A 25,386-nucleotide genomic window follows, 5' to 3' on the forward strand; every position below is an offset into this window, starting at 1 on the left:
TGGAGGGCACAGATCATGCGAATTGGAATACCCAGAGAAATAAAAAACAACGAAAATCGGGTGGCCCTCACCCCGGCGGGTGCGTTGACTCTCATCCAACAGGGACACCGGATTTTCTTAGAAAAAAATGCTGGAGAACGGTCAGGTTTTATGAATGAGCAATATGAGCAGGTAGGAGTAACCATAGTGGATTCTCCTGCAGAAGCCTGGGCCCAGCAGATGGTGATGAAGGTGAAAGAGCCGATTAAGGAAGAGTACACTTATTTTTATGAGGGATTAATATTATTTGCTTTTCTCCACTTAGCTGCAGACAAAGAATTGACGAAAGCATTGGAGCAGAAAAAAGTCGTTGCTATTGCTTATGAGACAGTTCAATCCAATGATGGTCATCTGCCCTTATTGACACCAATGAGTGAAGTGGCAGGAAGGATGGCTGCCCAAAAGGGAGCACAATTTTTGGAACGTACTCATGGTGGAAAAGGGATTTTGTTAGGCGGGATCCCTGGCGTGAAGCGGGGGAAGGTGACGATCATCGGTGGAGGTGTCGTCGGTACAAATGCAGCTAAGATCGCCATCGGGTTAGGGGCAGATGTGACGATCATTGATTTGAATCCAGAAAGGCTCCGGCAGCTCGATGATATTTTTGGAACATCTGTCAACACGTTGATGTCTAATCCTCTCAATCTGAGCGAAGCAGTGAAGGAGTCGGATTTGGTGATTGGAGCGGTCCTCATCCCGGGAGCAAAGGCTCCGAAGTTAGTAACGGAAGAAATGGTTAAAGGGATGAGTAAAGGATCGGTGATTGTCGATGTGGCAGTCGACCAGGGCGGGGTCGTCGAGACTATCGATCATGTCACGACCCATGATGATCCAACATATGTGAAACATGGGATCGTTCATTATGCCGTCGGGAATATGCCTGGAGCTGTCCCACGGACATCTACCGTCGGTTTGACGAATGTAACGATTCCTTTTGCTGTTCAGATTGCGAATAAAGGGTTTGAAAAAGCTTGCTTTGATCAACCTTCTTTACTTAAAGGGGTGAATACAGTAAACGGCCATGTGACATACAAGCAAGTGGCAGAAGCTCATGACATGGATTTTGTGGAAGTAGAACAGGCTTTGAATACGAAAACGGTGGTATGAAAGGATCAATGAAACACAGCTTCCAAGATGGACGGATGGCCGCTGAAGAACTGCAACTTTTTGAGCTACGTATTAAATATAAAAGCCGAGTTGGACGATTTTTTATCGTTCAACTCGGCTTCTTTTATCATTTCGATGAGACATTCGGGCTCTTACAACTCCATGAGCTTTAGTAGTCGTTGTACTTACAATGTACAAGAAAATCACTCTTTTCAGATTGGCCTCTGTTGTTTCCACGATGAGCGTTCGGTGGTGACGCCTGCGGGAACAGCACGAGCCGAAGATCCACTTGGTCAAGTGATCTCTTGACCAAGTTAGCTGAGGCCGTGCCCCGCGGAAAGCATCCACCGACAAGCGATTCGGACAGCTCTTCTAGATTGAAAAGGATTTTTCAATGGCCACGTGGAGGGGGAAGTTTTCAAGGAGTCAATAGTGAATATCCGTGTGCCTCGGACTGTAAGGACATACATATATCTTTTGTTAGAATTCGTGTACTTGATGAACGACCTGGATAATAAACTAATAAAGAAGCGGTTCGTGTTAAATATAGACAAGGGAGAGTAAACCATGGACTTTTTAACTGATTTTACACCTTATGCTGGTTTAGCCGTCTTATTGTATGCCATTCGTCAGACGAAACGGGTACCTAACCGTTTCATTCCGATTATCGCTGTAATTTTAGGAATTGCTTTCGCTTTTTGGCAAAATGGAATCACACCTGCTGCTACCATCACCGGACTTCAATATGCACTTCTGGGAATAGGAACGGTCGCAGGAATCAAGTATTTCCTTGAAAAGAATGAAAAGGAATCGTAATGAATATTTGGCGTAGTTCGTTATAAGAGTAGAAGACAAAAACAAGCATCTTCAGTTTTGAAGAGGCTTGTTTTTATATGCCCTATGTTAAAGTTATTGTAGCCCTTTATTTTAAAAAAAAGAATAAACTGGAACGATGAGCAATGCGCCGGTGCTCGTTTATATGGGAGTCGGGTAATGGATAATTCTTGTTCGTAAAGCCAAGAGGAGGGCTTTTTTTGTTGACTATTCTTTCAGCAAGACGATGTCCTTAAGTTCTTCCGTATTCAGCATACTCCACGAAAATTCAATCCAGTAATCTGTCCATTCAACTCCGGCTATCCACCCGGAAATGAGAATCCCACCAAATAAAACGACATAGATGGAGAGTGCGGTCAAAAAATATGCCGTCCTCTCACTTAATAGATGTCTTTTCACTTTTTACTCCTTCAAATTCGTGATATGAAACGATTGTAAGCTTCCTCATCTTGGTAGATTGATTATAGCAGGTAGATCGTCGATTTGATATATAAAATTAGGGAGCTTCTTCTAACAAAAAAGTCTATCTAATCCTATATAAGGATTGGGATGAACTTGATCGGTGAGATCCCGGAAGGCAAAGCCTGATGAAGCTCACCACATGCCCAAGGAAAATGTTTAAAAGCGTATTCGCATGGTGGACACCACTGGCGTAAGCGGAACGCCAACGGGATGAGGCTACTGAAGAACTGCAACTTTCTGAGTTATGCATCAAAGAAAGGCCGGGCAGGACGATTTTATCGTTCAACTCGGCTTCTTTATTTCGATGAGACATTAATAAATCATAGAAAATCACTCTTTTCAGATAGGCATAGTTGCTTCCACGAAGAGCGTTCGGTGGTGACGCCTGCGGGAACAGCGCGAGCCGAAGATCCACTTGGTCAAGTGATCTTCTTGGCCAAGTTAGCTGAGGCCGTGCCCGCGGCAAGCACCCACCGACAAGCGATTCGTGAGAAGCAACAACAAACGTTAATAGCTCCTCTGGATTGAGAAGGGTTTTTCAGTGGCCATGGCGGGATGTGCTTTTCACTCCGCTGACGTTCTGCTTATGACGCGAGTGTCTGGCCGATGGAGCTGGACGAGTGATTTCCCGGACCTCTAAGCTCCACCCTAAGTCACGGAAACCTTAAAACTATCTTGAAATGGACTATTTAAAATAAGGTAGCTTATATGTGTGATCAATATGGAGGTTAAATAGAGTTAATAATAAAAGAAAAAACAGGATCAATGTAAGGGTGAAAGCTATTGAAAAACTCCGTATAAAAAAGCATGAGGCCAGTGTCTCATGCTTTTCTTTGTCGTTAAGGAAATCATTTAATTCAGTTGCTTGGAAGAACTTTCTTTTTGCGTGCTTTTTCTTTCTCGATCTGCTTACTGCGAAGCTGACCGCATGCCGCATCAATGTCGGTTCCGTGTTCGGTACGGACACCACATCTGATGCCACGGTCCATCAAGGTTTGATAGAACGTGAGAATGGCTTCTTTTTCACTTCGCTCGTATGGGTTGTCCGCGACCGGGTTGTATGGAATCAAGTTGACATAGGAAAGGTGTCGCTTATCCTTCAGCAAGTCTGCCAGCTCTTCGGCTTCTTTTTTGTGATCGTTGACATCTTTGAGCAGAATATACTCGAAGGTGATTCTTCTGTTTGTTTTTTCTAAATAATAATCGATGGCCGGCATCAGTTTTTCCAATGGATAGGCACGATTGATTTTCATGATCTTTGTACGTAACTCGTTGTTCGGAGCGTGAATGGATAGGGCAAGGTTGATCTGAATGCCTTCGTCCGCGAATTCGTACATTTTCGGCGCAATACCACTCGTAGAAACAGTGATGTGACGAGCACCGATGGAGAGCCCTTGTTTATCATTGACGACCTTCAGGAAGTCGATCAAGTTCTCATAGTTATCGAATGGTTCGCCAATTCCCATGACAACAATGTGGCTGACACGCTCGTCCTTGCCTTGTTTATCCAGGTGCTGCTGCACTTGCATGATTTGTTCGACGATTTCACCGCTTGATAAGTCACGATTCTTGCTCAAGATACCACTTGCACAAAAGGAACAGCCGATGTTACAGCCGACCTGTGTCGTTACACAAACGGAAAGACCATAGTTGAAACGCATGAGGACAGTTTCAATTATGTTGCCATCGTCCAATTTAAATAAGAATTTAACCGTTCCGTCAGTCGACTCTTGCTTGATCTCTTCTGATAACGTTTCGATCGTGAAGTGTTCATCAAGAAGGTCGATACAGGACTGGTTAACATTTTTCATTTGCGAAAAGTCTGTCACGCGCTTTTGGTAGAGCCAGTTCCACACTTGTTTTGAACGGAACTTTTTCTCACCGTGCTCCGTAATCCAATCAGTCAGTTGTTCAAACGTCAATCCGTAAATGGATCGTTTCATAAATACGCTCCTCTTTAAAAAAAATCGCTATTCCCATGATAATCGATTTGAAGCGGGGAAACAACCGTAGAGTGGTTGTTATTATATTACAAAATCTCTTATACGCTAGTATTTATGAAGTGGGTGGGGAGATTATTGGAGGGAAAGGGAATTTAGCTGATTGGAGTCCAGGGAATTTCTCTTTGCATGAAAAAGAAAGATTGATAGAGGACGGAATCATTAATGAATAAATTCCATAGCCGCGTATGTGAGTGGATGCAAGAGCTGAATGTTCGTAGAATTGGAAAGTAAATGTAATTATTAGTGGGAAAAAGTGATGGGGGCGGGCATTCATTATCAGATTGCTTCTAGCAACCTGAAATTATTATGGTTATATAATGTTAGAGTGGGGTATGTAGAGTCTAGCAAACATAAAATTACATTTGAGCTGGAGGTCCCCGTATGTTCACTTTAAACGATATCCCGATGTTTATCATAAATTTCTTTATCATTTTACCGCTGGTTACTTTAGTACACGAGGCTGGCCATGTTTTGGTCGCTAGGGTGTTCGGAGGTAAAATCAAATTTTGTATTGGTACGGGAAAGAAGCTATTTGATATTGGTCCGTTGGAAGTTAGGCGCATGTATTTCATGGAAGGCTGGTGTCAATATGAAAAGCTTTCCTACAATAAAACTTGGGCGCATGTTTCCATTTATATGGCGGGCAGTATTTTTAATATGATGATGATATTATTGCTGAATTTACTTATTATCCAAGGAATTCTTCCTGCCGATTTATTTTTCTATCAATATTCATATTTCTCTATGTATTTCATTTTTTTCTCCTTGTTTCCATATCGGAATGGGGACGGGAAGCCAAGTGATGGCATGGCGATCCATGATGTCATCCGCCATGGTAAAGCAGCAGATCCAATCGATTAAAAAAAGAAGATGTCCTGCGTGGACATCTTCTTTTGGCGATAGTGGAGATGGTCAATTTTTTTTGAGGTTTTCTTTATGCCATTTTTGGTGCATCAGTTCCAACTCAGTCATACTGGCACCGTGATGTTCCGTTAAAGAATAGACGGTATCGAAAATTTCAGCTAATTTAGCAAATGCTGCACGGTTTTCTTCAATATCGAGGTATTCCTGCGTTTCATGTAAAAGTCTAGCTTTCAAGTCCTTATGTTTTTCACTCGTCTTCACTTCTGAAGGTACGGGGATTTCTGTAGAATCGATTTGAGAGTCGTCGTGTTGTTTGTTCATGGAAACTCTCCTTTCTTTACAATCATATTTCCGTTATCCATTGATGATAAACAATAAGTTTATAAGCTCTCGCAGACGCTTCCATCGTTATCATTACCATCAAGGCGATGGGGATCGGCATCAGGTCCGCCAGCTGCCTCATAAAAGGCTTGAGCTTCTTCTTGGCTTGAGAAGTCTCTACAATCCCGGTCTGGACCATCAGGGGCGTATGGCAGTTCGCCATTATTGGAAGGAGGAGGGGGTCCTTCGTTTTCTGGGCTTTGTGCTTGGAAGCCGTCTTCTGTCACATAGCCTTCGAGGCCCCAAATCCCTTTTTTCTGTTGCTTAGCCCGGCTTTCGGCTTTCTGCATGGCTTTTGCATGGGCGTACGGTGGATCATAGACGTAGGCGTAGCGGGCAAGTCCTTTTTCCAGTAGTTCTTTGTTAAAATTTTCACCTTCAATCCATATGTAGGCAAGCAGGCGATCATATTTGTCGTATTTCGGACCATCGTATTCGATGCGCACATTTTCACCGGTCAAAGTTTTTTTCGCGTATGTACTCGCTTCTGGGCCTAATGGCTGTACGGGTTTAGACGGATGAACCGTTTCCGGTGTATCTACGAGTAATAGTCGGACTCTCTTTTCTTTCCCGTTCAGCTGGATGTCGATTGTATCGCCATCCACAACGTTTGTTACTTTAGCGTTGGCGTCGCCTTGCTTTTCTTGAGGCTCTTCAGTATTGGTGTTTTCATTTTCCCCTGAGGCAGAAATCGATTCTTCAGAGGAAAGCTTATCATTTGATGAGCTTTCAGATTTTTGTTGTTCTGTTTCGGGTTCATCAGCTGTAGTATACCCCTCTGAAGTACATCCTGTAATGGTTAAAGTAATACATATGATCAAACAGAGAATCGCAGCCTGACTTCCCCATCGTAAAAACATCGAATCCCTCCTATGTATTTGAAAAGACTCTGGTCCGATATGCCAGGGAGAGTTAGGGGCTAAGGTAAGTGGTCCGCTTTCCGGGTTCTCACCTGTCTTGCTGACTCCAAAGGTGATTCCCATTTTGATCGATTTTACTAGCTCACGGTTATATTGACAACTGATCCCCTGTTCTACGTTGACAACATACCTGTTCATTAGAGACACTAGGGATAATCTATAAAACAGGGAGAGGTATTTATGGCATTTGTCATTACACAACCATGTCAAGGTGAACAAGCAGGCGAATGTGTGGAAGTCTGTCCAGTCGACTGTATTGAAAAAGGGGAAGACCAATATTACATTAATCCAGACATATGTATAGATTGCGGAGCGTGTGTGTCCGTTTGTCCCGTTGACGCAATTGTGGAAGAATATGAAATGACTCCGGAACAGGAGCCTTTTCTGGAAAAGGCTGAAAAGTTTTTCGGAAACGTATGAACATGGAAAGGCTGTCCTTTGGGGCAGCCTTTTTTGTTTGGGTATTTCTGATAAAGGACATCAAGGGTGAGTTTTGTCTTAAACCTGCAGAGGAGGAACAAGGTGTTTGCGTTATTCTCTAATATTTTCCTGATAACATCAGCTTAAAAGAAGGATTTTCCGGGAAGAGAGTAGAAAGAACTTATTAATATACAAATCTTTGTTCAGGAGTTGATTAGATGCTCATGTCTTCCTATTCACCATTGGAGAGGGACAGGCACTTACTGATCGATCGATTGAGTTACTTAGGATATACGGAAGATGCTTGCGGAAAGCGTACGGATGAAATGACGTTACCGGAACTCGAGCAAACAATGATCAACTTGGAGTATCAAAGAGAAACTGCGTTAGAAGGATAGAAATATTTCAAGCCGGAGGCCGCCCCTCTGGCTTTCGTCATGGCGGACTGCTGAAGAATGACGTCAGGTCCCCTGAAAAAAAGTGTATCGCTATATAGTTATAATAAAGAACGAAGACTGAACATCTTGACGGGTAGACGAGTTTAAGCACATGAAGTAGTGTGCTTCTGCTGAATGTCCAATGTGGGGCGCGCCAAAAGTCCTCTTAAGATGACTTTTTCTGATTTCCAATACAAAAAAAGCCAGAGCAATAGCTCTGACTTTGAAAGAGGGAGACATACTACAGGTAGAAAAATATTCTCTACATATGTCTCATTGGTATTATAACCATTCCTATACTACAAAAACAATCGCATTATAGAATTCTTTATTTTATGAAAAGAACGAACAATGAACCAGAAGGTGGTGAGTGCCTCTGGTTCTTTTAATTTGCTCTTTTTAAAAAAAGCGAAGATGCCTCATAGGACACCAGCGCTTTATTAGTGAACCATTACGGGTAAAGTTGGCTCACAGATTGGTTCAGATTAGTTGTAGAAAGAAGCTCCTACAATAATCAAAAGGATGAACAATACAACGATCAAAACGAAAGTGCTACCGCCGCCATAACCGCCGCCATAACCGCCACCGTAACCACAGCCCATATCTTTCACCACCTTTTTTGTCCTATACCACAAATTATGTCGAGTAAGGATACTATGGAAGGGCGAATGACCATGTAGAAAAAAGAATCCTATGATTACAAGAAAGTCTGCACGTCTAAAATTAAGATGAATAACCTGCAATTTGCTTTGCCACGTGCTCATTTTGATAGGTGAGAAGTGCTATCTGAACCGCGTCTATATACAACTTCTCTTTACTATATCTGTGCTGATAGTACTCCTACTACTATGTTTCGTTCTTTATGAATGTGCATACTTGGGGGAAAGGTACTGACTAAATGAAAAAATCACGTAACTAATATCTATCTGAGGAGAAGAGATTTTTTCTGTGTGAACGCTTCCTGTTTCAGAGAAAAAGGTCCAGCAAAAGTCTGTGAATTTAAGATAAAAAAGAAAAAAATAAATACGCTTGAAATCCTGTAAGCCAAGTGTCTCAAGCATGTAAGCGCTTAACGAATTCAGTGAATAATCGGAGTGTTCAGAAAATTTACTTAAAACCTGTTGACCTTCTGTGAGAATCGGTTTAAAGTAGTCCTCAATCAACCAAATCGATTGCAACAAATCGGGACGTTGGTTCATGTGGAAAGACCTGACTGGGACCCTGAAAATGTAAGAGTGCATACTGCCAGGGTCCACATTTTCTTAATGAATCTTTAATCATTTCCAACATTAAACTATAAAAGAAAGGAGTGCTGAGAATGAGCAGCCAATGGATTTACCTGAGCGGCGAATATGTGAGAAAAGAAGAGGCAGTCGTTTCCGTTTATGATCATGGTTTCTTATACGGAGACGGGGTGTTCGAAGGCATTCGTGTTTACGAAGGCAATATATTCAAACTCGAAGAACACTTGGGTCGCCTATATGACTCTGCGAAATCAATCATGCTTCATATCCCATATGACAAGGAGGAACTGGAAGAAATTATTGCGGAAACGGTCCGACGTAACCAGTTGGAAACGGCCTATATTCGCGTAGTAGTTTCCAGAGGAGCCGGCAATTTGGGACTTGACCCAGCCAGCTGCGCACAGCCTCGTTTGGTTGTCATTGCTGAAGCACTTTCTTTATTCCCGAAAGAATTATATGAACGCGGTGTCCGACTCGCTTCGGTTTCAAGCCGGAGGAACCGCCCGGACGTATTACCGCCACAAGTGAAATCATTAAATTATTTAAATAATATTCTTGTAAAAATGGAAGCCAATCAAGCTGGTGTGGATGAAGCCCTCATGTTGAATGATCAAGGGTATGTGACAGAGGGATCCGCCGATAACATTTTCATCGTTAAAAACGGTACGATTCTTACTCCCCCTACTTATTTAGGAGCTCTAGAAGGAATTACACGAAACGCGATCATCGATTTGGCAGAAGAGAAAGGCTACAACATCAAGGAACAACCGTTTACACGTCACGACGTATATGTTGCGGATGAAGTGTTTTTGACTGGAACAGCCGCCGAAGTCATCGCTGTTGTGGAAGTCGATCAACGCAAAGTAGGTGATGGCAGACCAGGTGTTGTTACAAACCATTTACTATCTGAGTTCAGAAAAATCACAACGACAGATGGACACAAAGTATATAGCGAAGATCAAGCACATGTAAGTTGAGGAGTTTGAAAATTGAATCGAATGAACACGATGATAGGAATAAAGGAATAAGTTCTTGTATTTACAGAGAGCCGGGGTTGCTGGAAGCCCGGAAATACATCTTATTCTGACATCATCCTTGAGTGTCCTTGCTGAAAGGCTGACAAGTAGGCAGGACCAGGTGTTTCACCGCACCTGTTATCAAAAGGAATTCAATGCGAATTCCATAAGATGAAGCTTAGCTGCTTCATGAATGAGGGTGGTACCGTGGAAACAGAGACCTTTTTCACCCCTCACTTTCTTGCTGCCGAATCGTGCAGGAGGAATCTGAGGAGGAAGAAGGTCTTTTTTTATTCGACAAAAAGTAAGGGAATACCGCTTTGAACGTATGATCAAAACCAATGCAGGAGGGATTAAAAATGAAGGCACAGGCAAGTGTGGAAGAGCAGACCGCAACTAAGACAGGAGCCGATTTGCTCGTAGAAGCTTTGATCGAGCAAGATGTTGAGACGCTATTCGGATATCCAGGTGGAGCAGTTTTACCGATTTATGATGCGATTTACCGAGCGGAAGGGAGCTTTGATCATGTGCTGCCACGGCATGAGCAAGGGGCCATTCACGCCGCTGAAGGTTATGCACGTGTTTCGGGCAGAGCTGGTGTAGTGATCGGAACTTCCGGACCGGGAGCGACCAACTTAGTCACAGGTATTGCCGATGCGATGATGGATTCCATTCCACTCGTCATATTCACAGGGCAAGTTGCAAAAGGGGTCATCGGCACAGATGCTTTCCAGGAATCCGACATCATGGGGATTACAACACCGATTACGAAGCACAATTATCAGGTGCAGGAAATTGAAGAGCTCCCAAGAGTTGTGAAGGAAGCTTTCCATATTGCCACAACCGGACGTCCTGGCCCTGTTGTTGTCGATATACCGAAAGATATCAGTTCAACCGTTTATGCAAAAGACGTGAATAACCAATTTCATCTGCCGGGTTATCAGCCGACGATGAAACCGAACCCGCTGCAAATCAGCAAATTGCATGATGCGTTAGTTGAAGCGAAAAAACCCGTCGTTCTTGCAGGCTCAGGAGTCATCCATGCAGGAGCATCAGAAGAACTGAGAACGTTCATACGTAACTACAAATTGCCAGTAACGACAACACTTCTTGGACTGGGCAGTTACCCCGGGAGTGACGAGTTGTCTCTAGGCATGGCGGGTATGCACGGAACTTATTCAGCGAACATGGCCCTTTATGAATGCGACTTACTCATCAACATCGGCTCTCGCTTTGATGATCGTCTGACAGGAAATCTAAAGCATTTCGCACCAAATGCCAAGGTTGCCCACGTGGATATCGACCCGGCAGAAATCGGAAAGAATATCCCGACTCAAATTCCGATAGTATCCGATGCTAAAGCAGCGTTAGAATCTCTCAACGGTAAGCCGGTTAAAGGACTCCATCACAAAGGGTGGATGGAGACGATCAGTCAGAACAAAGTGGATTACCCACTCTGGCATGATCAGCCGGATGCCGATATCGTTCCACAGTGGCTGCTGCAAAAAGTCTATGAATATACGAAAGGGGAAGCGATCGTCACGACAGATGTCGGACAGCATCAAATGTGGGCTGCGCAGTATTACCATTTCGATAAGCCGAATCGTTGGGTGACATCCGGAGGCCTTGGAACCATGGGTTACGGATTTCCGGCAGCCATAGGAGCACAGCTTGCCGATATGGATGCCACCTGCGTCGCTGTAGTCGGAGATGGGGGCTTTCAAATGACTCTGCAGGAGCTATCAGTTTTGCAGGAACGCAGACTCCCGGTCAAAATCCTCATCGTCAATAATCAGGCGCTTGGCATGGTCCGCCAGTGGCAGGAGAAGTTTTACAGTGAACGCTACTCCCAGTCGATCATCGATACACAGCCTGACTTTGTGAAGCTTGCTGAAAGCTATCAAGTGCCCGGCTATAAAATTGAAACACAGGACCAGCTGCTCGATGTTCTGCCGGGAGTGCTTCAGGACGATCAACCGGCGGTCATCGATTGCCGCGTCCTTCAAAAAGAAAATGTATATCCTATGATCGCTCCAGGCAAAGGATTACACGAAATGATTGGGGTGAAACGATGAGGCGTATCGTCACAGCGATTGTTCATAATCGCAGCGGTGTTCTGAACCGGGTCACCGGTTTACTTGCCAAAAGGCAATTCAACATTGAAAGTATTTCCGTCGGACGTACGGAAACAGAAGGCGTATCTAAAATGACCTTCGTGGTGGAGGTGGAAGATGATCGTAAATTAGAACAGCTCACCAAGCAGCTTAACAAACAAATCGATGTACTGAAAGTGTCAGACATCACGGATAAAGCGATTGTCGCCCGCGAACTCGCGATGGTGAAGGTCATCAGCAACCCGCAAATCAGAAATGAAATCCAGGGGATCATTGAACCGTTCCGAGCATCGATCATCGATGTAAGCAAAGAAAGTGTGACCGTCCAAGTCACAGGAAAATCCGACAAGGTCGATGCCCTGATTGAACTGCTTCGACCTTATGGCATCAAAGAACTCGCCCGGACAGGGCTGACCGCTTTCACTCGTGGTCACCAACCACAGGTAGCAGAATTCAAATCTTACTCACTACTAAAATAATTTCTTGAAAGGATGGATGAATAATGGCACACGTTTACTATCACAACGATATCAAAGATGAGGTACTGAAGAATAAAAAGGTTGCCGTTGTAGGGTATGGATCTCAGGGTCATGCTCATGCACAAAACTTGAAGGAAAGTGGTCACGATGTAGTTGTCGGCCTTCGTAAAGGGAAGTCCTGGGATAAAGCGGAGCAAGATGGACTGGAAGTGAAAGTTGTAGCAGAAGCAGTGGCGGATGCAGACGTCGTTATGGTTCTATTGCCAGATGAGCATCAGCCAAGTGTTTATGAAGAGCATATCAAGCCTAATCTGAAATCGGGCGCAGCGCTGGCATTTGCCCACGGTTTCAATGTTCACTTCAATCAGGTGGTTCCTCCATCAGATGTCGACGTATTCCTGGTAGCACCGAAAGGGCCTGGACACCTTGTCCGCCGCACATTCGAAGAAGGAGCAGGAGTGCCGGCATTGATCGGGGTCGAACAAAACGTAACAGGTGAAGCGAAAGAAATCGCACTGGCTTATGCCAAAGGAATCGGCGGCGGTCGTGCCGGTGTACTCGAAACATCCTTCCAGGAAGAAACGGAAACGGACCTATTCGGAGAACAAGCGGTCCTATGCGGTGGTCTTACAAGCCTTGTGAAAGCAGGTTTTGAAACATTGACTGAAGCCGGCTATCAGCCAGAAGTCGCGTACTTCGAATGTATGCACGAACTGAAACTGATTGTTGACTTGATGTATGAAGGCGGTCTTGAAGGGATGCGTTATTCCATCTCTGATACCGCTCAATGGGGTGACTTCGTTTCAGGTCCACGTGTCATTGATGAAGAAACGAAGGCCCGCATGAAAGATGTATTGACTGATATTCAGACAGGGAAATTCGCCAAAGGCTGGATCCTTGAAAATCAAGTGAACCGTCCGGAATTCAATGCAATCAATTCCCGTGAAAGTAATCATCAAATCGAGAAGGTGGGTAGAGAGCTCCGTGAACTGATGCCGTTCGTCAAGAAGTCCCAATCCAAAGAAAAGGATGTGGTCACACATGGCTCACGTTAACGTTTTCGATACAACCCTTAGAGACGGTGAACAATCCGCGGGTGTCAATTTGAACCGTTTGGAGAAAATTGAAATTGCCAAACAGCTGGAACGTCTAGGTGTAGATATCATGGAAGCAGGCTTTCCTGCTTCCTCCCAAGCTGATTTTGATGCGGTGAAAGAAATCGCAGATACCGTCAGAGGTTGTTCGGTGACAGGCTTAGCGAGAGCTAACAAACGTGATATCGACATTGCTTGGGAAGCATTAAAAGGCGGAGCGGAGCCGAGGCTGCATATTTTTCTTGCCACCTCACCGATCCACATGACACATAAGTTGAAGAAAACCCCTGACGAAGTCGTTCAAACGGCTGTCAACATGGTTGCCTATGCGAAAGAAAAATTCACACATATGCAATGGTCCGCTGAAGATGCGCTTCGTTCCGATTATGACTTCCTTGTTCATATCATTGAAAAAGTCATTGATGCAGGGGCTACTGTCATCAATCTTCCGGATACAGTGGGTTATACGACACCAGATGAAATCGGCAGACTTTTCCGCTATGTACAGGAAAATGTTCCGAATATCGACAAAGCGATCCTGTCTACCCACAACCATGATGATCTTGGGATGGCGGTCAGCAATTCGCTGGCAGCTATTGAAAGCGGCGCCCGCCAAATTGAAGGAACGATCAATGGCATCGGCGAACGTGCTGGAAATGCGGCTCTTGAAGAAATCGGTGTAGCACTGACAATCCGTCAAGATCGGTACGACTACCAAACGAATCTTGTTTTGAAAGAAATCAAACGTACGAGTGATTTGGTCAGCCGCCTGACAGGGATGATGGTCCCTGGGAACAAAGCAGTCGTCGGCCGGAATGCATTTGCTCATGAATCCGGCATTCACCAGGACGGTGTCCTGAAGGAGTCTTCCACTTACGAAATCATCACTCCAGCGATGGTTGGCATCGATTCCAATCGAATGGTGCTAGGGAAGCACTCTGGACGTCATGCCTTCAAACAAAAAGCAGAATCGCTTGGCTTCGAGTTGAATGAAAGTAAATTGAAAGAAGCATTCGAGTCCTTCAAGAACCTTACTGGTAAGAAAAAAGAGGTCACAGATGATGACTTGTTCGCAATCTTGACTGATACGCAAACCGAACACGAAGATCAGCTGAAATACGAATTGAAAGCTTTCCAAGTCCAATATGGAAGCATAACCCGTCCGACAGCTACCATCATTTTGACTCGTCCGGATGGAAAAGAGGTAGAAAAAGCGAACACGGGTGAAGGAAGTGTCGAAGCGATTTACAATACGCTTGATGACTTGATTGATGGGGATGTCCACTTGCAGGACTACCAATTGAGTTCGATTGGAAAAGGCCGTGACGCTCTAGCTGAAGTCCACGTTCAACTGACCGTCGACGGAATGAAAGCATCAGGGCGTGGATCCGCACAGGATGTGTTAGAAGCTTCGGCCCATGCGTTTCTGAACGCCGTCAATCGTACACTTTATCAAAGTTACCGCAAAGCTTACCAACAAGTTCAAGTATAAAAAAAGAGGGGGATGTAAATGGAGAAACATATCGTTCTTTTGCCAGGAGATGGCATCGGTCCAGAAGTGACAAAAGCCGCAAAAAAAGTACTGCAAGCCGTCGCAGACCGTTACCAGCATTCATTCACATTTGAAAGTCATGACATAGGAGGAGTGGCGATTGACCAGCAAGGGACGCCACTCCCGGAAGATACCGTTAAAGCAGCAAAGAAAGCGGATGCCATTTTTCTCGGAGCGGTAGGTGGACCGAAATGGGATCAACTTCCTGGCCATATGCGCCCGGAAAAAGGGTTGCTCGGTATTCGGAAGCAGCTCGGATTGTTTGCGAACCTCCGTCCGGTCAAAGCATTCCCACAGTTGCTCCATGCATCTCCATTAAAACAGGAAGTAGTTGCAGCAAGCGATCTCCTGATTGTACGTGAATTGACAGGCGGGCTTTATTTCGGGCAGCCGAGTGAACGTCGTAATGGCGGAAAAGAAGTCGTAGACACTCTTGCCTACGAACGGAGTGAGATCGAAAGGATTGTCGATCAGGCTTTCAAAAGCGCCCGTGTCCGTAGAAAGCAGGTAACATCTGTTGATAAAGCGAATGTGCTTGAATCGAGTCGTATGTGGCGCGAAGTAGTAGAAGAGAAGAGCAAGGAATATCCGGATGTCCTTGTTGAGCACATGCTTGTTGATGCTGCCGCAATGAAGCTCGTCACCAACCCGGCGTATTTCGATGTACTTGTAACTGAAAATATGTTCGGTGACATATTGAGTGATGAAGCCTCTGTCCTGACAGGATCGCTTGGAATGCTGCCATCAGCAAGCTTGAATGAACATGGGGTCGGTCTTTACGAGCCTGTTCACGGCTCTGCGCCGGATATTGCCGGACAAAACAAAGCCAATCCACTTGCCAGTATTCTATCTGTTGCTATGATGCTGAAGCATTCATTCGGGATGGAAGAGGAAGCGGAACAGGTCGAGGCAGCTGTCCATGAAGTATTGGATGAAGGGTATCATACTTCTGACATTGATCTCGTCGGTGGCATCCAGGTGAGCGGCAGCGGACTGGCGACGAAGGTAGTCGACCAGATCAGCACCAGTGATACAACTGAAAATATTATGCGTTGTTATGTATAAAGGAAAGAAGGGAGCGGAACGGAATGAGTCAGCCAAAAACGATTGTCGAAAAAATTTGGGATCAGCATGTCGTCCACGAAGAAGAAGGGAAGCCGAATCTCCTCTATATCGACTTGCACTTGATTCATGAGGTGACCTCTCCCCAGGCGTTTGAAGGGCTGCGGATGGGTGGGCGGAAAGTACGCCGTCCTGACCTCACTTACGCGACGATGGATCACAACGTGCCGACGATCCACAGAAATGTCATCAAAGACGCAGTGTCAAAAAAGCAGATGGAGACTCTCGAAGAAAACTGTAAAGAATTCGGTGTCCACTTAGCTGATATCAATCATCCAGACCAGGGGATCGTCCACGTCATCGGTCCAGAATTAGGCCTGACCCAGCCAGGGAAAACCATCGTTTGTGGAGATAGCCACACTTCTACACATGGAGCTTTTGGAGCTTTGGCATTCGGGATAGGAACGAGTGAAGTAGAACACGTGCTCGCAACTCAATCGCTATGGCAGGCACGGCCCAAAACCCTGCAGATAAAAGTAGATGGCAAATTAGGTACGGGTGTAACCGCTAAAGACTTGATCCTGGCCATCATCGGAAAATATGGTGTGCGATTCGGTACTGGGCACGTCATTGAATATACAGGAGAGGCTGTCCGTAACTTATCGATGGAAGAGCGGATGACTGTCTGTAACATGTCCATTGAAGCAGGTGCGAGGGCAGGCTTGATCAGCCCGGACGCAACTACCGTCGATTATTTGAAAGGCAAACGCTACGTTCCAAAAGGGAAAGATTTTGAAGAAGTGGCAGACCAGTGGTTGGCGTTAGCTTCTGATGAAGGCGCTGAATATGACCAGACGTTGACTATTCATGCCGATGAAATTGAACCTCAAGTCACTTGGGGAACCAATCCATCGCAATGCGTCCCCGTCGGTGGGCATGTTCCGGATCCTGAGGCTGCTGAAGATGATCGAGACGGTATCGAGCGTGCAATCGAGTACATGGGACTTGAGGCCAATCAAGACATTGAATCCATTCCGATTGAACATGTGTTTATCGGTTCCTGCACCAATTCAAGGTTGAGCGACCTTCGGAAAGCAGCTGAAATCGTCAGGGGCGGCCGTGTTCATAAAAATGTGAAAGCCCTTGTAGTTCCGGGATCGAAATCTGTTAAAGATGCGGCTGAAGCAGAAGGGTTGGACACGATCTTCCTTACAGCCGGGTTCGAATGGCGTGATGCTGGGTGCAGCATGTGTCTGGCGATGAATGATGACATTGTTCCACCAGGCGAACGTTGTGCATCGACTTCGAATCGTAATTTTGAAGGCCGGCAGGGTAACGGGTCCCGTACACATTTGGTCAGTCCGGAAATGGCTGCCGCCGCTGCATTGGAAGGCCGATTTGTCGATGTCAGAAAATATGCAAGTGCAGTAGGAGGGTTTAGCTGATGGAACCGATCAAGCAGCACCAGGGGCTAGTCTATCCCTTAAACCGAGCAAATGTCGACACAGACCAAATCATCCCGAAGCAATTTTTGAAGCGGATTGAACGTCAGGGGTTCGGGCAGTTTCTTTTCTATAACTGGCGTTTTCATGACGATGGGACGCCACGGGAGGAGTTCTCTTTGAACGACTCCAAATACGACGGGGCTTCAATCCTGGTCGGAGGCGAAAACTTCGGGTGCGGATCCTCCAGGGAACACGCACCGTGGGCGATTCAGGACTTCGGATTCAAAGTTGTCATCGCCCCGAGTTTTGCCGACATTTTTTACAGCAACTGCTTCAAAAACGGGATTTTACCAATCCAGTTACCGAAGCCGGTTGTCGAGCAGCTGATGGAAAAGGCGAGTGAAGAGAAGTATGAGCTGAATGTCGATTTGAAGCAACAGGTCGTCGATGACGGTGATGTAGAGGTATCCTTCGATATCCAGTCCTACCACAAAGAAATGCTTTTGAATGGGTGGGACGAGATCGCTGTTACGTTGACGCACGAAGACAAAATCGACAAATACGAAAAAAAATCAAAAGGAGTGAAGACGTTGGGGATTTCTTAACGCTAGCAAAAGTAATGGATGCACAGGAACAGTTGAAAGAGGTGGTGCACCGCACACCGCTTGAAACATCATCAACCTTCAACGGAAGGACCGGCCAGCACGTTTATTTGAAAATGGAAAACCAGCAGAAAACAGGTGCCTTCAAGGTGCGGGGAGCTTCCTATAAAGTTGCCTGCCTGACCGATGAGGAAGCATCACGGGGCGTCATCGCTGCCTCAGCTGGCAACCATGCACAAGGTGTGGCCCTGGCCGCGTCCAAACGTGGGATTACAGCAAAAATCTTCATGCCGGAGGCGACCCCACGGGCTAAAGTAGAAGCTACGGAAGGGTATGGTGCTACTGTCGTATTGACAGGAGAATCGTTCCAGGAAGCATATCAAGCAGCTTTGATCGAACAAAAACGGATGGGAGCGACTTTTCTTCATCCGTTCGATGATTATGACGTAATGGCTGGCCAAGCCACTGTCGTCGTTGAAATGCTCCAACAACAGCCTGAATTGGATACAATCTACGTTCCGATCGGTGGAGGTGGCTTGATCAGCGGTGTCGCATTTGCAGCCAAACAGTTGAAGCCGGACATTAAAGTCATCGGAGTTCAATCAGCAAAAGCTCCTTCGACGTACAATGCTCTTTACAAAAAAGGGCCTGAAAAACTGACATCTGTTTCAACGATTGCTGACGGAATAGCTGTGAAGGAAAAAGGTAAGCTCACCTATTCGTGCATCCAGAAATACGTGGATCAGGTAATCACTGTGGAAGAACACGAAATCGCCAAGGCGATGCTTTTGTTACTTGAGCGGGAGAAGACACTTGTTGAAGGTGCTGGAGCTACAGCGCTCGCTGGCCTTCTCAGTAAATGTGGCACGCTCAAAAGTGAACATTGCGGCGTTATTTTGAGCGGTGGCAACATGGATCTATCCCGGTTACCGCTGGTCCGCAGGCTAGCCAATCCAAAAAAGATGGTCATCGCGTAAGGTGACAGCCAAGAAGAGAGACATGGACTCTCTTCTTGGCTTTTTTATTTTGCTCTGTTAAATCTCTTTGTTGATTTGATTTCGAGATGTTTGACGAGTGAATAGGGTCGGCGGGGAATGGCTCGTCCAGTTCCATTGCCCAGACACTCGCGTCATAAGCAGAACATCAACGGAATGAAAAAGCACATTCTGTTGATGTTCTGCTTATGCCAGTCGTGTCTCCCAGGGCAATTCCGCATTTGAACACTTTCCGCGGGAGCGCGGTGAGCTTCCTCAGGCTTTCGCCTTCCTACCGAGCCTTCAATAATCCGGTCGCTTTGTTATGGAAAAAAGGACTCTGAGGATAGAAGTGGAAGTATTTATAATAGAGGATTTTTAATATAACGAAGGAAAAGGAGAGGTTGTGATTGGCTTATGAACAGAAGACGAAAGAAAACGATAAGGATGTCATGGAATTCATTGAACAAGTCGACCATCCAAGAAAAAAGGAAGACGCTTATAAATTAATCGATATCTTTACGGAAACCACTGGTTATGAAGCGAAAATGTGGGGAGAAAGCATTATTGGTTTCGGTTCCTATCATTACAAATATCCTACAGGTCATGAAGGGGTAGCTCCACTGGTCGGCTTTTCTCCTCGTAAAGCTAAAATCAGTTTATATTTTGCCACAGGTGATCAGCAACGAGAGAAATTATTAGCAGACTTCGGAAAACATAAAAGCGGAAAAGCTTGTGTTTACATTAACAAAGTGGATGATATTGATGTCGATGTACTTAAGGCCTTAATACGCCAATCGGTCACGTTTTTGCGAGAAACATATCCAGATTGATAAAGTAAGAGGATCTGTCAGGTCGGCAGCTTCGGTCTATTATATTCTCAAGCATCTTATCAGAGGGTGAGTGTAGTAAATAGAAATTGGCAATATTTTATACGTCCTTGTCCATCCAACTGTTGTATAATGTAAAAAGGTTCAAACCGACTATTTGAGCTCACTATTCTTCGATGAGGTGACTATGAAGTGCATGTTGATATGAAAGAAAAAGAATTGATAGTAATAGGAAAGAAAATCGAGGAAAGTAAATATAGAATTTCTGAAGCTATGAAGGTAGAAGGAGAAGGCGATCAAAGCGGACAAATCCGGGTTGAACTGATTCAACTGATATCTGACGGTTTGCAGCATGGTGTCGATACGACATTAGCCAATGTAACAGATTGGGCTGGAAAGATTGGAAATCTGGCCATAGAGTGCGGGTTTCAATTAGATGAAACCTTAAAAGGGACTGGTATTATCCGTTCTTTTTTATGGGAGGAGCTTGAGCAAATCATCAAGGAAGATGACCGCTTCAACGTGGATACGGTTTTCCGTGTCACACGGACCATCGATCCCCTTCTCGATCAGGCGATCTACGCGTATAGTACCTCGTTTGTTCAAGCACATAAAGCTTCTATGGATGTAGCTCAACAGGAATTCCTGAAATTATCCGCTCCCGTGGTACCGCTCATGGAGGGCGTGGCCGTTCTGCCGATAATAGGGAGCGTTAATGATGAGAGAGCCTATTATCTGATGGACACGACTTTGGATGAAGCGACACGTCGACAGCTGAATTATCTGCTCATCGACCTTTCCGGTGTGACAGTGATCGATACGATGGTAGCTAATAGTATCGGCAATATCATCAGTTCTTTGGAATTGGTCGGGGTGACGGCCATCTTAGCCGGCATCCGACCTGAAGTGGCTCAAACTATGGTCACATTAGGAATCGACTTTTCTGACATCAAAACTTACAATTCTTTGCAGCAGGCACTCTCTGTGCATGTATTTACCAAGTAGAGAATTGCCTGACCTCGATAAGTTAATTCGCGGTCAGGTGTTTTATTTTCCTCCTATAATAAAACAGCGGGAGTTCCTCTTCCTTTTTCAAATTACGTTTACACTTATTTTCATCACACTTCCCATCCTGGATTTAATAAAAGTATCCTGAATTTACCGTAGCAAATCCAACCACATTCGCTAAGATTAATGATATAATTTTTTTAAAAATAGAGGGGAGAAGATTTTATATGGCACCGACTTACGACTATTCAAGTCACCTGAAACAATTTTTCGAAAAAAACAGTCAAATCTTTGAACAAACCCTTTTATCTGAAGCGGTGAATGTCAAAGATAAGATCGAGGAAATACTTAGAGTAGGGAACATCGACCTTGTTACAAATGCTCACCATTTAGTTGTTTATATTATAGATGGAGAAGATGAGGCACTGAAGAAGTTTGCTGAAAAAGAAGGAATCGCCTGGGCGACCCACTCTATTGCTTTATCCTTCAAGTTGGAATGGGTGCAAGCGATCCGGAGAACATTGTGGGATCTAATCGAGAAATATAATAAAGAGAATAATAAGTATGAAATTGGTGATTTTTTCAGATTAGAAACAGAGGTCAATAATCGTGTGGATGAATTCCTGAATACATTCTTCATCAGCTATTCTACATATAAAGATTCGCTGATCAATGCGCAACGGGAGTTGGTCGAAAATCTATCCGTCCCCATCATACCGATCGACTCTTCAGTCTTTATTCTCCCTCTTATAGGCTCAATGGATACTCACCGTACTGAGATCCTGAAAGAGAAAGTTCTGACTGAAGTGTCTGATTTGCGAATCGAGACATTGATTATGGATTTATCTGGAATCGCATCAATGGATAGCGAGAGTATTGTTGATTTATTGAAGAGTATTGACGGCATTGCCATGATGGGATGCAAAACCGTAATCACAGGTTTGAGGAAAGAAATCGTTAGAGAAATGACGAACGCGGGAGTCAATTTCAATCAGCAGACAGAGACCTTAGGCACTCTGCAGCAGGCTTTAAATGAATATTTCGTCACTCAATAATGAAATTCTGAAAAATGGCCGCCCCTTTTCTGGAGCTGCTGAAAAAACTTTTCCATCTAGAGGAGCTGTAAAAGTTGTTGTTGCTTCTCACGGATCACTTGTCGGTGGATGCTTGCCGCGGGCACGGCCTCAGCTAACGTAGATCAAGGAATAAAATCCCGAATGTCTCATCGAAATTATAAAAGAAGCCGAACTGAACGATAAAATCGTCCAACTCGGCTTCTTTATTTGATGCCTAACTCAAAAGTTGCAGTTCTTCAGTGGCCTCGCTTTTCTGAAGGTATGTGGCCATTTTTTGCGGACGATCTATTTCAGTCCTTATTGTTTATTATTAAAGTAATCCAGGAAAGCATGGAAAATTTCCGACCCTTGATATGAAAAAAGAGAAAGGGCAGTCAGAGAAAACATGCCGATCATAATCATTCGAAACCATAACATTATTGGTATCCTCCTTTGAATTAAATGATTGGGTATTTAATCAAAGGTCTGCAATCACGAAATTGGATTGGAAGAACACGGGAGTGAGAAATATCAGGTTTCGCTTTATCAGCAAAGACGTGTATAAAAACATCAGAATGACAAGTGGCGCGATGATATAGGTTTGAACCTGTGTAAGTGTGAAGCTGGTGTCTTTAAGGTCATCCTGTGGTGTTGAATTGTCCAGAATGATCATTTCCTGGGCATCTGTCTTATCGAAAGGCCCTAAGTCGGCTTTGAAGAAAAGAGGTGAGGAAACCATCATTAAGATGAGCATGAAACTATTGAACTTGCGCATCACCAATCTCCTCCTCTTAAATTAATAGTTTAATTGTACAAGAAATTTTCATTATATGAAACCTTGAACTATATGAAAAGGAGGGAATGAGTTGTCAAAGGAGCAGAAGGCAGTGGGTAGATCAAAGAAAAAATGGAAGAAAGTTATTAAGATAACCGGTATCATCGCTTTTGTACTTATCTTATTCATGTATTTGAACAATACATCCCTTTTTGCGAAAAATGAAGGAAAAAATCCAACCTTGCTGGCACACCGGGGGATGGCGCAGACATTTCCAATGGAAGGGATAAAGAGCGACACCTGTACAGCGGAAAGAATTCAAGAACCTGAGCATTCTTACCTGGAAAACACCATTCCATCGATGGAAGCTGCATTTGAGGCGGGGGCAGACATTGTCGAGTTTGATGTTCAGCCAACGAAAGATGGGCAGTTCGCCGTTTTTCATGATTGGACACTGGATTGCCGTACAGATGGCAGTGGAGTGACACGGGAGCATACGATGGAGGAATTGAAACAACTGGATATCGGATATGGCTATACAGCTGATAACGGAAAAACATTTCCTTTTCGTGGGGAAGGTGTTGGTTTGATGCCTTCACTTGAGGAGGTGTTGCGTACTTTTCCTGATGAAGAATTTCTGATTCATATTAAAAGCGATGACCCAGCGGAAGGTAAGAGGCTTGCAGAGAAACTGGCCGCACTTCCAAAGAAGCGGTTAGAGCTTTTATCGGTGTATGGCGGCGATCAACCGATAAAACAATTGCAAACACTATTACCGAATTTGCGTGTGATGTCGATTGAAACTATGAAAAGCTGTTTGCTTCCTTATATTGCGACAGGGTGGACGGGCCATGTTCCAAGAGCATGTCACAATACCCAAATTCATCTTCCTGAAGGATACGCGAAGTGGATGTGGGGCTGGCCGGGGAAATTCGTGAACCGCTTCAATGATGTGAATACACGGGTGATTTTAGTAGCAGGGGATGGACAGTGGTCAGAAGGCTTCGATCGTAAGGAAGACGTAAAGCGAATCGATCAATCCTATCATGGTGGAATATGGACGAATCGGATCGATAAGATCGCACCAATGTTTGAGTAAGAAGAGAATGGAGCTTGTTCGAGGCACTTTCCTTATTTACCTCCTTTTTGTAATAGAGCTTTCCATATATGAGTGATTTCCCAATACTTTACCGTCTAAATACGAACGATTAATAAAATGAATTAATAATAATTCGTTTTTTTGTTTGAAGTGACGCCGTGTTTTTGATATAGTAGCACAGTAAACAAATTAAATGAATTTCTCGTATATCCTCAGTAATAAGGTCTGAGTGTCTCTACCTGGTTCCCATTGAAAGAACTAGACTACGAGTTGGAGCATACCAGCTGACAAGCTTATTTGACTGCAACTGCATTCAGTATGGGTTCTATGTGCAATGTTTCAACTCCTAAGGTCTGGAAGGTAGATATCATTCTGCTTTTCAGGCCTTTTTCTTTTGGCTTTATAAGGAGGTTATATACATCAAGGAGGGTAGCAGGAAGCAACACAGGGAAAGTGTCCACACGAACATACACAAAGGAGATGTCATTCATGAAAAGCATCAGATCACTAAAAGTAGCAACAGCAGCCTTAATTACAGTCCTTTTATTATCTTTACTTTCCGGCTGCACTTCCACAACTCAGGGAGAAGGCGGAGCTGAGGAAGCAGACAAAGCAACAGAACAAAAACCGATCATCGTGCAAGGTCCGATGCCGATTGAAGCCGAAAATTTCGCTGAAAAGTTGAACAATGTGGAAGAAGAAAAATCGGGAACCTTTGTTTTTTATAAAGGAACGGTTGATGATTATCCTGTCATCGTAACGAAGACCGGAAAAGGGATGGAAAACACAGCAGCTGCCACAGCGGTGGCTATTGAAAAATATGACCCTGCAGCTATCATCAATCAAGGAACCTCTGGTGGACACGATCCCGAATTGCACGTATTTGATATTGTTTTAGGGAAAAGAACGACTAATATCGGATCATTAAAAACAGCCCATAAAGAGGACGGAGAAGGAATCGAGCCGAGAGATTGGATCCCAATGGATTTAATGGCTTCAGAAGGAAGTGCCGGAGAGGACCCGGACGCTGAAAACATTCGCTACTTCGAAGGCGATGAAACTTTACTGGAAGCAGCTGATGCTGTGAAAGATACCCATGAAAAAGGGAAAGTTGTCGAAGGGACCATCGGATCCGCTGATGTTTGGAACAATGAAGTCGACCGGATTCAATGGTTCCATGAAAAATACGGGACATCTGTAGAAGAGATGGAAGGAGCAGCGGCAGCTCAAATCGCCAATGCTTATGAAACTCCATATCTCGGCATACGTATTTTATCTAATAATAAAGTGAATGGCGGGGAATATAACCCGAACACGGCAGAAGCGAATCAAGATTATGTTTATGAAGTCGTAAAAGAATACATTTCTACTATACAGTAGGAAAGGCACAGCCTGACCACGTCTTCTTGGTCAGGCTTTTCTTTTAAGGTATATGCTTTGTTCAAGTTTGTTGTTGCTTCTCACGAATCGCTTGTCGGTGGATGCTTGCCGCGGGCACGGCCTCAGCTAACTTGGTCAAGAAGATCACTTGACCAAGTGGATCTTCGGCTCGCGCTGTTCCCGCAGGCGT

General features: G+C 44.6%; 26 protein-coding genes and 1 riboswitch. Of the genes, 20 read left to right on the forward strand and 6 right to left on the reverse strand.

What is annotated here, in order from left to right; genetic code table 11:
• Positions 1–15 precede the first annotated feature (15 nt).
• Both ald and ACTWPX_RS15540 read left to right on the forward strand, forming a co-directional pair.
• Positions 16–1,146, forward strand: coding sequence for an alanine dehydrogenase (ald, locus tag ACTWPX_RS15535; RefSeq protein WP_443120524.1), 1,131 nt, complete (start codon positions 16–18; stop codon positions 1,144–1,146).
• Positions 1,147–1,713: 567 nt separating this feature from the next.
• Positions 1,714–1,962, forward strand: coding sequence for a hypothetical protein (locus ACTWPX_RS15540; RefSeq protein WP_443120525.1), 249 nt, complete (start codon positions 1,714–1,716; stop codon positions 1,960–1,962).
• 225 nt (positions 1,963–2,187) lie between these two features.
• Here the strand turns inward: ACTWPX_RS15540 and ACTWPX_RS15545 are convergent, their stop codons facing one another.
• Positions 2,188–2,379, reverse strand: coding sequence for a hypothetical protein (locus ACTWPX_RS15545; RefSeq protein ID WP_443120526.1), 192 nt, complete (start codon positions 2,377–2,379; stop codon positions 2,188–2,190).
• A gap of 438 nt (positions 2,380–2,817) precedes the next feature.
• On the opposite strand from ACTWPX_RS15545, the gene ACTWPX_RS15550 reads away from it, so the two are divergent.
• Positions 2,818–2,970: a hypothetical protein gene (locus ACTWPX_RS15550; protein ID WP_443120527.1), complete on the forward strand. Its 153-nt coding sequence runs from the start codon at positions 2,818–2,820 to the stop codon at positions 2,968–2,970.
• Between the two features lie 329 nt (positions 2,971–3,299).
• Here the strand turns inward: ACTWPX_RS15550 and rlmN are convergent, their stop codons facing one another.
• A complete protein-coding gene (gene rlmN / locus ACTWPX_RS15555; RefSeq protein WP_281975397.1) occupies positions 3,300–4,385 on the reverse strand; it encodes a 23S rRNA (adenine(2503)-C(2))-methyltransferase RlmN in 1,086 nt (361 codons plus the stop codon).
• A 441-nt stretch (positions 4,386–4,826) separates the two neighbouring features.
• Between rlmN and ACTWPX_RS15560 the strand changes: the two genes are divergently transcribed.
• Entirely contained in the window at positions 4,827–5,306 is a 480-nt protein-coding gene (locus tag ACTWPX_RS15560; RefSeq protein ID WP_443120528.1) for a site-2 protease family protein, read from the forward strand.
• Between the two features lie 51 nt (positions 5,307–5,357).
• Here ACTWPX_RS15560 and ACTWPX_RS15565 read toward each other — a convergent pair whose 3' ends face one another.
• Positions 5,358–5,630, reverse strand: coding sequence for a hypothetical protein (locus ACTWPX_RS15565; protein ID WP_443120529.1), 273 nt, complete (start codon positions 5,628–5,630; stop codon positions 5,358–5,360).
• 59 nt (positions 5,631–5,689) lie between these two features.
• Positions 5,690–6,550, reverse strand: coding sequence for a thermonuclease family protein (locus ACTWPX_RS15570; protein WP_443120530.1), 861 nt, complete (start codon positions 6,548–6,550; stop codon positions 5,690–5,692).
• A gap of 240 nt (positions 6,551–6,790) precedes the next feature.
• On the opposite strand from ACTWPX_RS15570, the gene ACTWPX_RS15575 reads away from it, so the two are divergent.
• Positions 6,791–7,030, forward strand: a complete 240-nt coding sequence (locus tag ACTWPX_RS15575) for an indolepyruvate ferredoxin oxidoreductase subunit alpha (RefSeq protein ID WP_128523421.1) — start codon at positions 6,791–6,793, stop codon at positions 7,028–7,030.
• A 218-nt stretch (positions 7,031–7,248) separates the two neighbouring features.
• Positions 7,249–7,428, forward strand: coding sequence for a hypothetical protein (locus ACTWPX_RS15580; RefSeq protein ID WP_443120531.1), 180 nt, complete (start codon positions 7,249–7,251; stop codon positions 7,426–7,428).
• A gap of 524 nt (positions 7,429–7,952) precedes the next feature.
• On the opposite strand, the gene ACTWPX_RS15585 is transcribed toward ACTWPX_RS15580, so the two are convergent.
• Positions 7,953–8,069: a YjcZ family sporulation protein gene (locus ACTWPX_RS15585; RefSeq protein ID WP_128523417.1), complete on the reverse strand. Its 117-nt coding sequence runs from the start codon at positions 8,067–8,069 to the stop codon at positions 7,953–7,955.
• A 716-nt stretch (positions 8,070–8,785) separates the two neighbouring features.
• Here ACTWPX_RS15585 and ilvE point away from each other — a divergent pair.
• The 12 genes from ilvE to ACTWPX_RS15645 all read left to right on the forward strand — a co-directional run bounded on the left by ilvE (position 8,786) and on the right by ACTWPX_RS15645 (position 21,942).
• Positions 8,786–9,688, forward strand: a complete 903-nt coding sequence (gene ilvE / locus ACTWPX_RS15590) for a branched-chain-amino-acid transaminase (protein ID WP_443120532.1) — start codon at positions 8,786–8,788, stop codon at positions 9,686–9,688.
• 398 nt (positions 9,689–10,086) lie between these two features.
• Entirely contained in the window at positions 10,087–11,802 is a 1,716-nt protein-coding gene (gene ilvB / locus ACTWPX_RS15595) for a biosynthetic-type acetolactate synthase large subunit (RefSeq protein WP_443120533.1), read from the forward strand.
• Positions 11,799–12,320 (forward strand): acetolactate synthase small subunit, encoded by a 522-nt coding sequence (gene ilvN / locus ACTWPX_RS15600; protein ID WP_128523409.1) that lies wholly within the window; start codon positions 11,799–11,801, stop codon positions 12,318–12,320. Before ilvB ends, ilvN begins: the two co-directional genes overlap by 4 nt.
• Positions 12,321–12,343: 23 nt before the next feature.
• Positions 12,344–13,375 carry a ketol-acid reductoisomerase gene (gene ilvC / locus ACTWPX_RS15605; RefSeq protein WP_281975393.1) on the forward strand — a complete coding sequence of 344 codons (1,032 nt, stop codon included), beginning with the start codon at positions 12,344–12,346 and terminating at the stop codon, positions 13,373–13,375.
• Positions 13,362–14,906 carry a 2-isopropylmalate synthase gene (locus tag ACTWPX_RS15610; RefSeq protein ID WP_443120534.1) on the forward strand — a complete coding sequence of 515 codons (1,545 nt, stop codon included), beginning with the start codon at positions 13,362–13,364 and terminating at the stop codon, positions 14,904–14,906. The genes ilvC and ACTWPX_RS15610 overlap by 14 nt, the downstream gene beginning before the upstream one ends.
• Before the next feature lie 18 nt (positions 14,907–14,924).
• Positions 14,925–16,031 carry a 3-isopropylmalate dehydrogenase gene (gene leuB / locus ACTWPX_RS15615; protein ID WP_443120535.1) on the forward strand — a complete coding sequence of 369 codons (1,107 nt, stop codon included), beginning with the start codon at positions 14,925–14,927 and terminating at the stop codon, positions 16,029–16,031.
• A gap of 23 nt (positions 16,032–16,054) precedes the next feature.
• Complete coding sequence (leuC, locus tag ACTWPX_RS15620) at positions 16,055–17,473, forward strand: 3-isopropylmalate dehydratase large subunit (protein WP_443120536.1); 1,419 nt, start codon at positions 16,055–16,057, stop codon at positions 17,471–17,473.
• The gene (gene leuD, locus ACTWPX_RS15625) at positions 17,473–18,078 is read left to right on the forward strand and encodes a 3-isopropylmalate dehydratase small subunit (protein ID WP_443120537.1); all 606 of its coding nucleotides are present in this window, start codon (positions 17,473–17,475) and stop codon (positions 18,076–18,078) included. Before leuC ends, leuD begins: the two co-directional genes overlap by 1 nt.
• Before the next feature lie 14 nt (positions 18,079–18,092).
• On the forward strand, positions 18,093–19,052 hold the full coding sequence (ilvA, locus tag ACTWPX_RS15630; protein ID WP_443120538.1) for a threonine ammonia-lyase: 960 nt from the start codon (positions 18,093–18,095) through the stop codon (positions 19,050–19,052).
• Between the two features lie 407 nt (positions 19,053–19,459).
• Positions 19,460–19,882 (forward strand): DUF1801 domain-containing protein, encoded by a 423-nt coding sequence (locus ACTWPX_RS15635; protein ID WP_443120539.1) that lies wholly within the window; start codon positions 19,460–19,462, stop codon positions 19,880–19,882.
• 189 nt (positions 19,883–20,071) lie between these two features.
• Positions 20,072–20,884, forward strand: a complete 813-nt coding sequence (locus ACTWPX_RS15640; protein ID WP_443120540.1) for an STAS domain-containing protein — start codon at positions 20,072–20,074, stop codon at positions 20,882–20,884.
• A gap of 230 nt (positions 20,885–21,114) precedes the next feature.
• Positions 21,115–21,942: an STAS domain-containing protein gene (locus ACTWPX_RS15645; RefSeq protein ID WP_443120541.1), complete on the forward strand. Its 828-nt coding sequence runs from the start codon at positions 21,115–21,117 to the stop codon at positions 21,940–21,942.
• A gap of 478 nt (positions 21,943–22,420) precedes the next feature.
• Here the strand turns inward: ACTWPX_RS15645 and ACTWPX_RS15650 are convergent, their stop codons facing one another.
• On the reverse strand, positions 22,421–22,717 hold the full coding sequence (locus tag ACTWPX_RS15650; RefSeq protein WP_128523388.1) for a hypothetical protein: 297 nt from the start codon (positions 22,715–22,717) through the stop codon (positions 22,421–22,423).
• 91 nt (positions 22,718–22,808) lie between these two features.
• Between ACTWPX_RS15650 and ACTWPX_RS15655 the strand changes: the two genes are divergently transcribed.
• Together ACTWPX_RS15655 and ACTWPX_RS15660 are read left to right on the forward strand one after the other, a co-directional pair.
• On the forward strand, positions 22,809–23,816 hold the full coding sequence (locus tag ACTWPX_RS15655; protein WP_443120542.1) for a glycerophosphodiester phosphodiesterase family protein: 1,008 nt from the start codon (positions 22,809–22,811) through the stop codon (positions 23,814–23,816).
• Between the two features lie 182 nt (positions 23,817–23,998).
• Positions 23,999–24,102, forward strand: a riboswitch (purine riboswitch).
• A gap of 203 nt (positions 24,103–24,305) precedes the next feature.
• Positions 24,306–25,196: a 5'-methylthioadenosine/S-adenosylhomocysteine nucleosidase gene (locus ACTWPX_RS15660; protein WP_443120543.1), complete on the forward strand. Its 891-nt coding sequence runs from the start codon at positions 24,306–24,308 to the stop codon at positions 25,194–25,196.
• The last annotated feature ends 190 nt before the right edge of the window (positions 25,197–25,386 follow it).

It is taken from the genome of Halobacillus sp. H74, from assembly GCF_052246715.1.
Taxonomy (GTDB): domain Bacteria; phylum Bacillota; class Bacilli; order Bacillales; family Halobacillaceae; genus Halobacillus; species Halobacillus litoralis_A.

What these genes read in the sequence shown, in the direction of transcription:
- ACTWPX_RS15565 (WP_443120529.1), bottom strand. Translation starts at nt 5,630, where the DNA reads ATGAACAAACAACACGACGACTCTCAAATCGATTCTACAGAAATCCCC.
- leuC (WP_443120536.1), top strand. Translation starts at nt 16,055, where the DNA reads ATGAGTCAGCCAAAAACGATTGTCGAAAAAATTTGGGATCAGCATGTC.
- ald (WP_443120524.1), top strand. Translation starts at nt 16, where the DNA reads ATGCGAATTGGAATACCCAGAGAAATAAAAAACAACGAAAATCGGGTG.
- ACTWPX_RS15585 (WP_128523417.1), bottom strand. Translation starts at nt 8,069, where the DNA reads ATGGGCTGTGGTTACGGTGGCGGTTATGGCGGCGGTTATGGCGGCGGT.
- ACTWPX_RS15650 (WP_128523388.1), bottom strand. Translation starts at nt 22,717, where the DNA reads ATGCGCAAGTTCAATAGTTTCATGCTCATCTTAATGATGGTTTCCTCA.
- ilvC (WP_281975393.1), top strand. Translation starts at nt 12,344, where the DNA reads ATGGCACACGTTTACTATCACAACGATATCAAAGATGAGGTACTGAAG.
- ACTWPX_RS15570 (WP_443120530.1), bottom strand. Translation starts at nt 6,550, where the DNA reads ATGTTTTTACGATGGGGAAGTCAGGCTGCGATTCTCTGTTTGATCATA.
- rlmN (WP_281975397.1), bottom strand. Translation starts at nt 4,385, where the DNA reads ATGAAACGATCCATTTACGGATTGACGTTTGAACAACTGACTGATTGG.
- leuB (WP_443120535.1), top strand. Translation starts at nt 14,925, where the DNA reads ATGGAGAAACATATCGTTCTTTTGCCAGGAGATGGCATCGGTCCAGAA.
- ilvN (WP_128523409.1), top strand. Translation starts at nt 11,799, where the DNA reads ATGAGGCGTATCGTCACAGCGATTGTTCATAATCGCAGCGGTGTTCTG.
- ilvB (WP_443120533.1), top strand. Translation starts at nt 10,087, where the DNA reads ATGAAGGCACAGGCAAGTGTGGAAGAGCAGACCGCAACTAAGACAGGA.
- ACTWPX_RS15645 (WP_443120541.1), top strand. Translation starts at nt 21,115, where the DNA reads ATGGCACCGACTTACGACTATTCAAGTCACCTGAAACAATTTTTCGAA.
- leuD (WP_443120537.1), top strand. Translation starts at nt 17,473, where the DNA reads ATGGAACCGATCAAGCAGCACCAGGGGCTAGTCTATCCCTTAAACCGA.
- ACTWPX_RS15660 (WP_443120543.1), top strand. Translation starts at nt 24,306, where the DNA reads ATGAAAAGCATCAGATCACTAAAAGTAGCAACAGCAGCCTTAATTACA.
- ACTWPX_RS15540 (WP_443120525.1), top strand. Translation starts at nt 1,714, where the DNA reads ATGGACTTTTTAACTGATTTTACACCTTATGCTGGTTTAGCCGTCTTA.
- ilvA (WP_443120538.1), top strand. Translation starts at nt 18,093, where the DNA reads ATGGATGCACAGGAACAGTTGAAAGAGGTGGTGCACCGCACACCGCTT.
- ilvE (WP_443120532.1), top strand. Translation starts at nt 8,786, where the DNA reads ATGAGCAGCCAATGGATTTACCTGAGCGGCGAATATGTGAGAAAAGAA.
- ACTWPX_RS15610 (WP_443120534.1), top strand. Translation starts at nt 13,362, where the DNA reads ATGGCTCACGTTAACGTTTTCGATACAACCCTTAGAGACGGTGAACAA.
- ACTWPX_RS15560 (WP_443120528.1), top strand. Translation starts at nt 4,827, where the DNA reads ATGTTCACTTTAAACGATATCCCGATGTTTATCATAAATTTCTTTATC.
- ACTWPX_RS15580 (WP_443120531.1), top strand. Translation starts at nt 7,249, where the DNA reads ATGCTCATGTCTTCCTATTCACCATTGGAGAGGGACAGGCACTTACTG.
- ACTWPX_RS15575 (WP_128523421.1), top strand. Translation starts at nt 6,791, where the DNA reads ATGGCATTTGTCATTACACAACCATGTCAAGGTGAACAAGCAGGCGAA.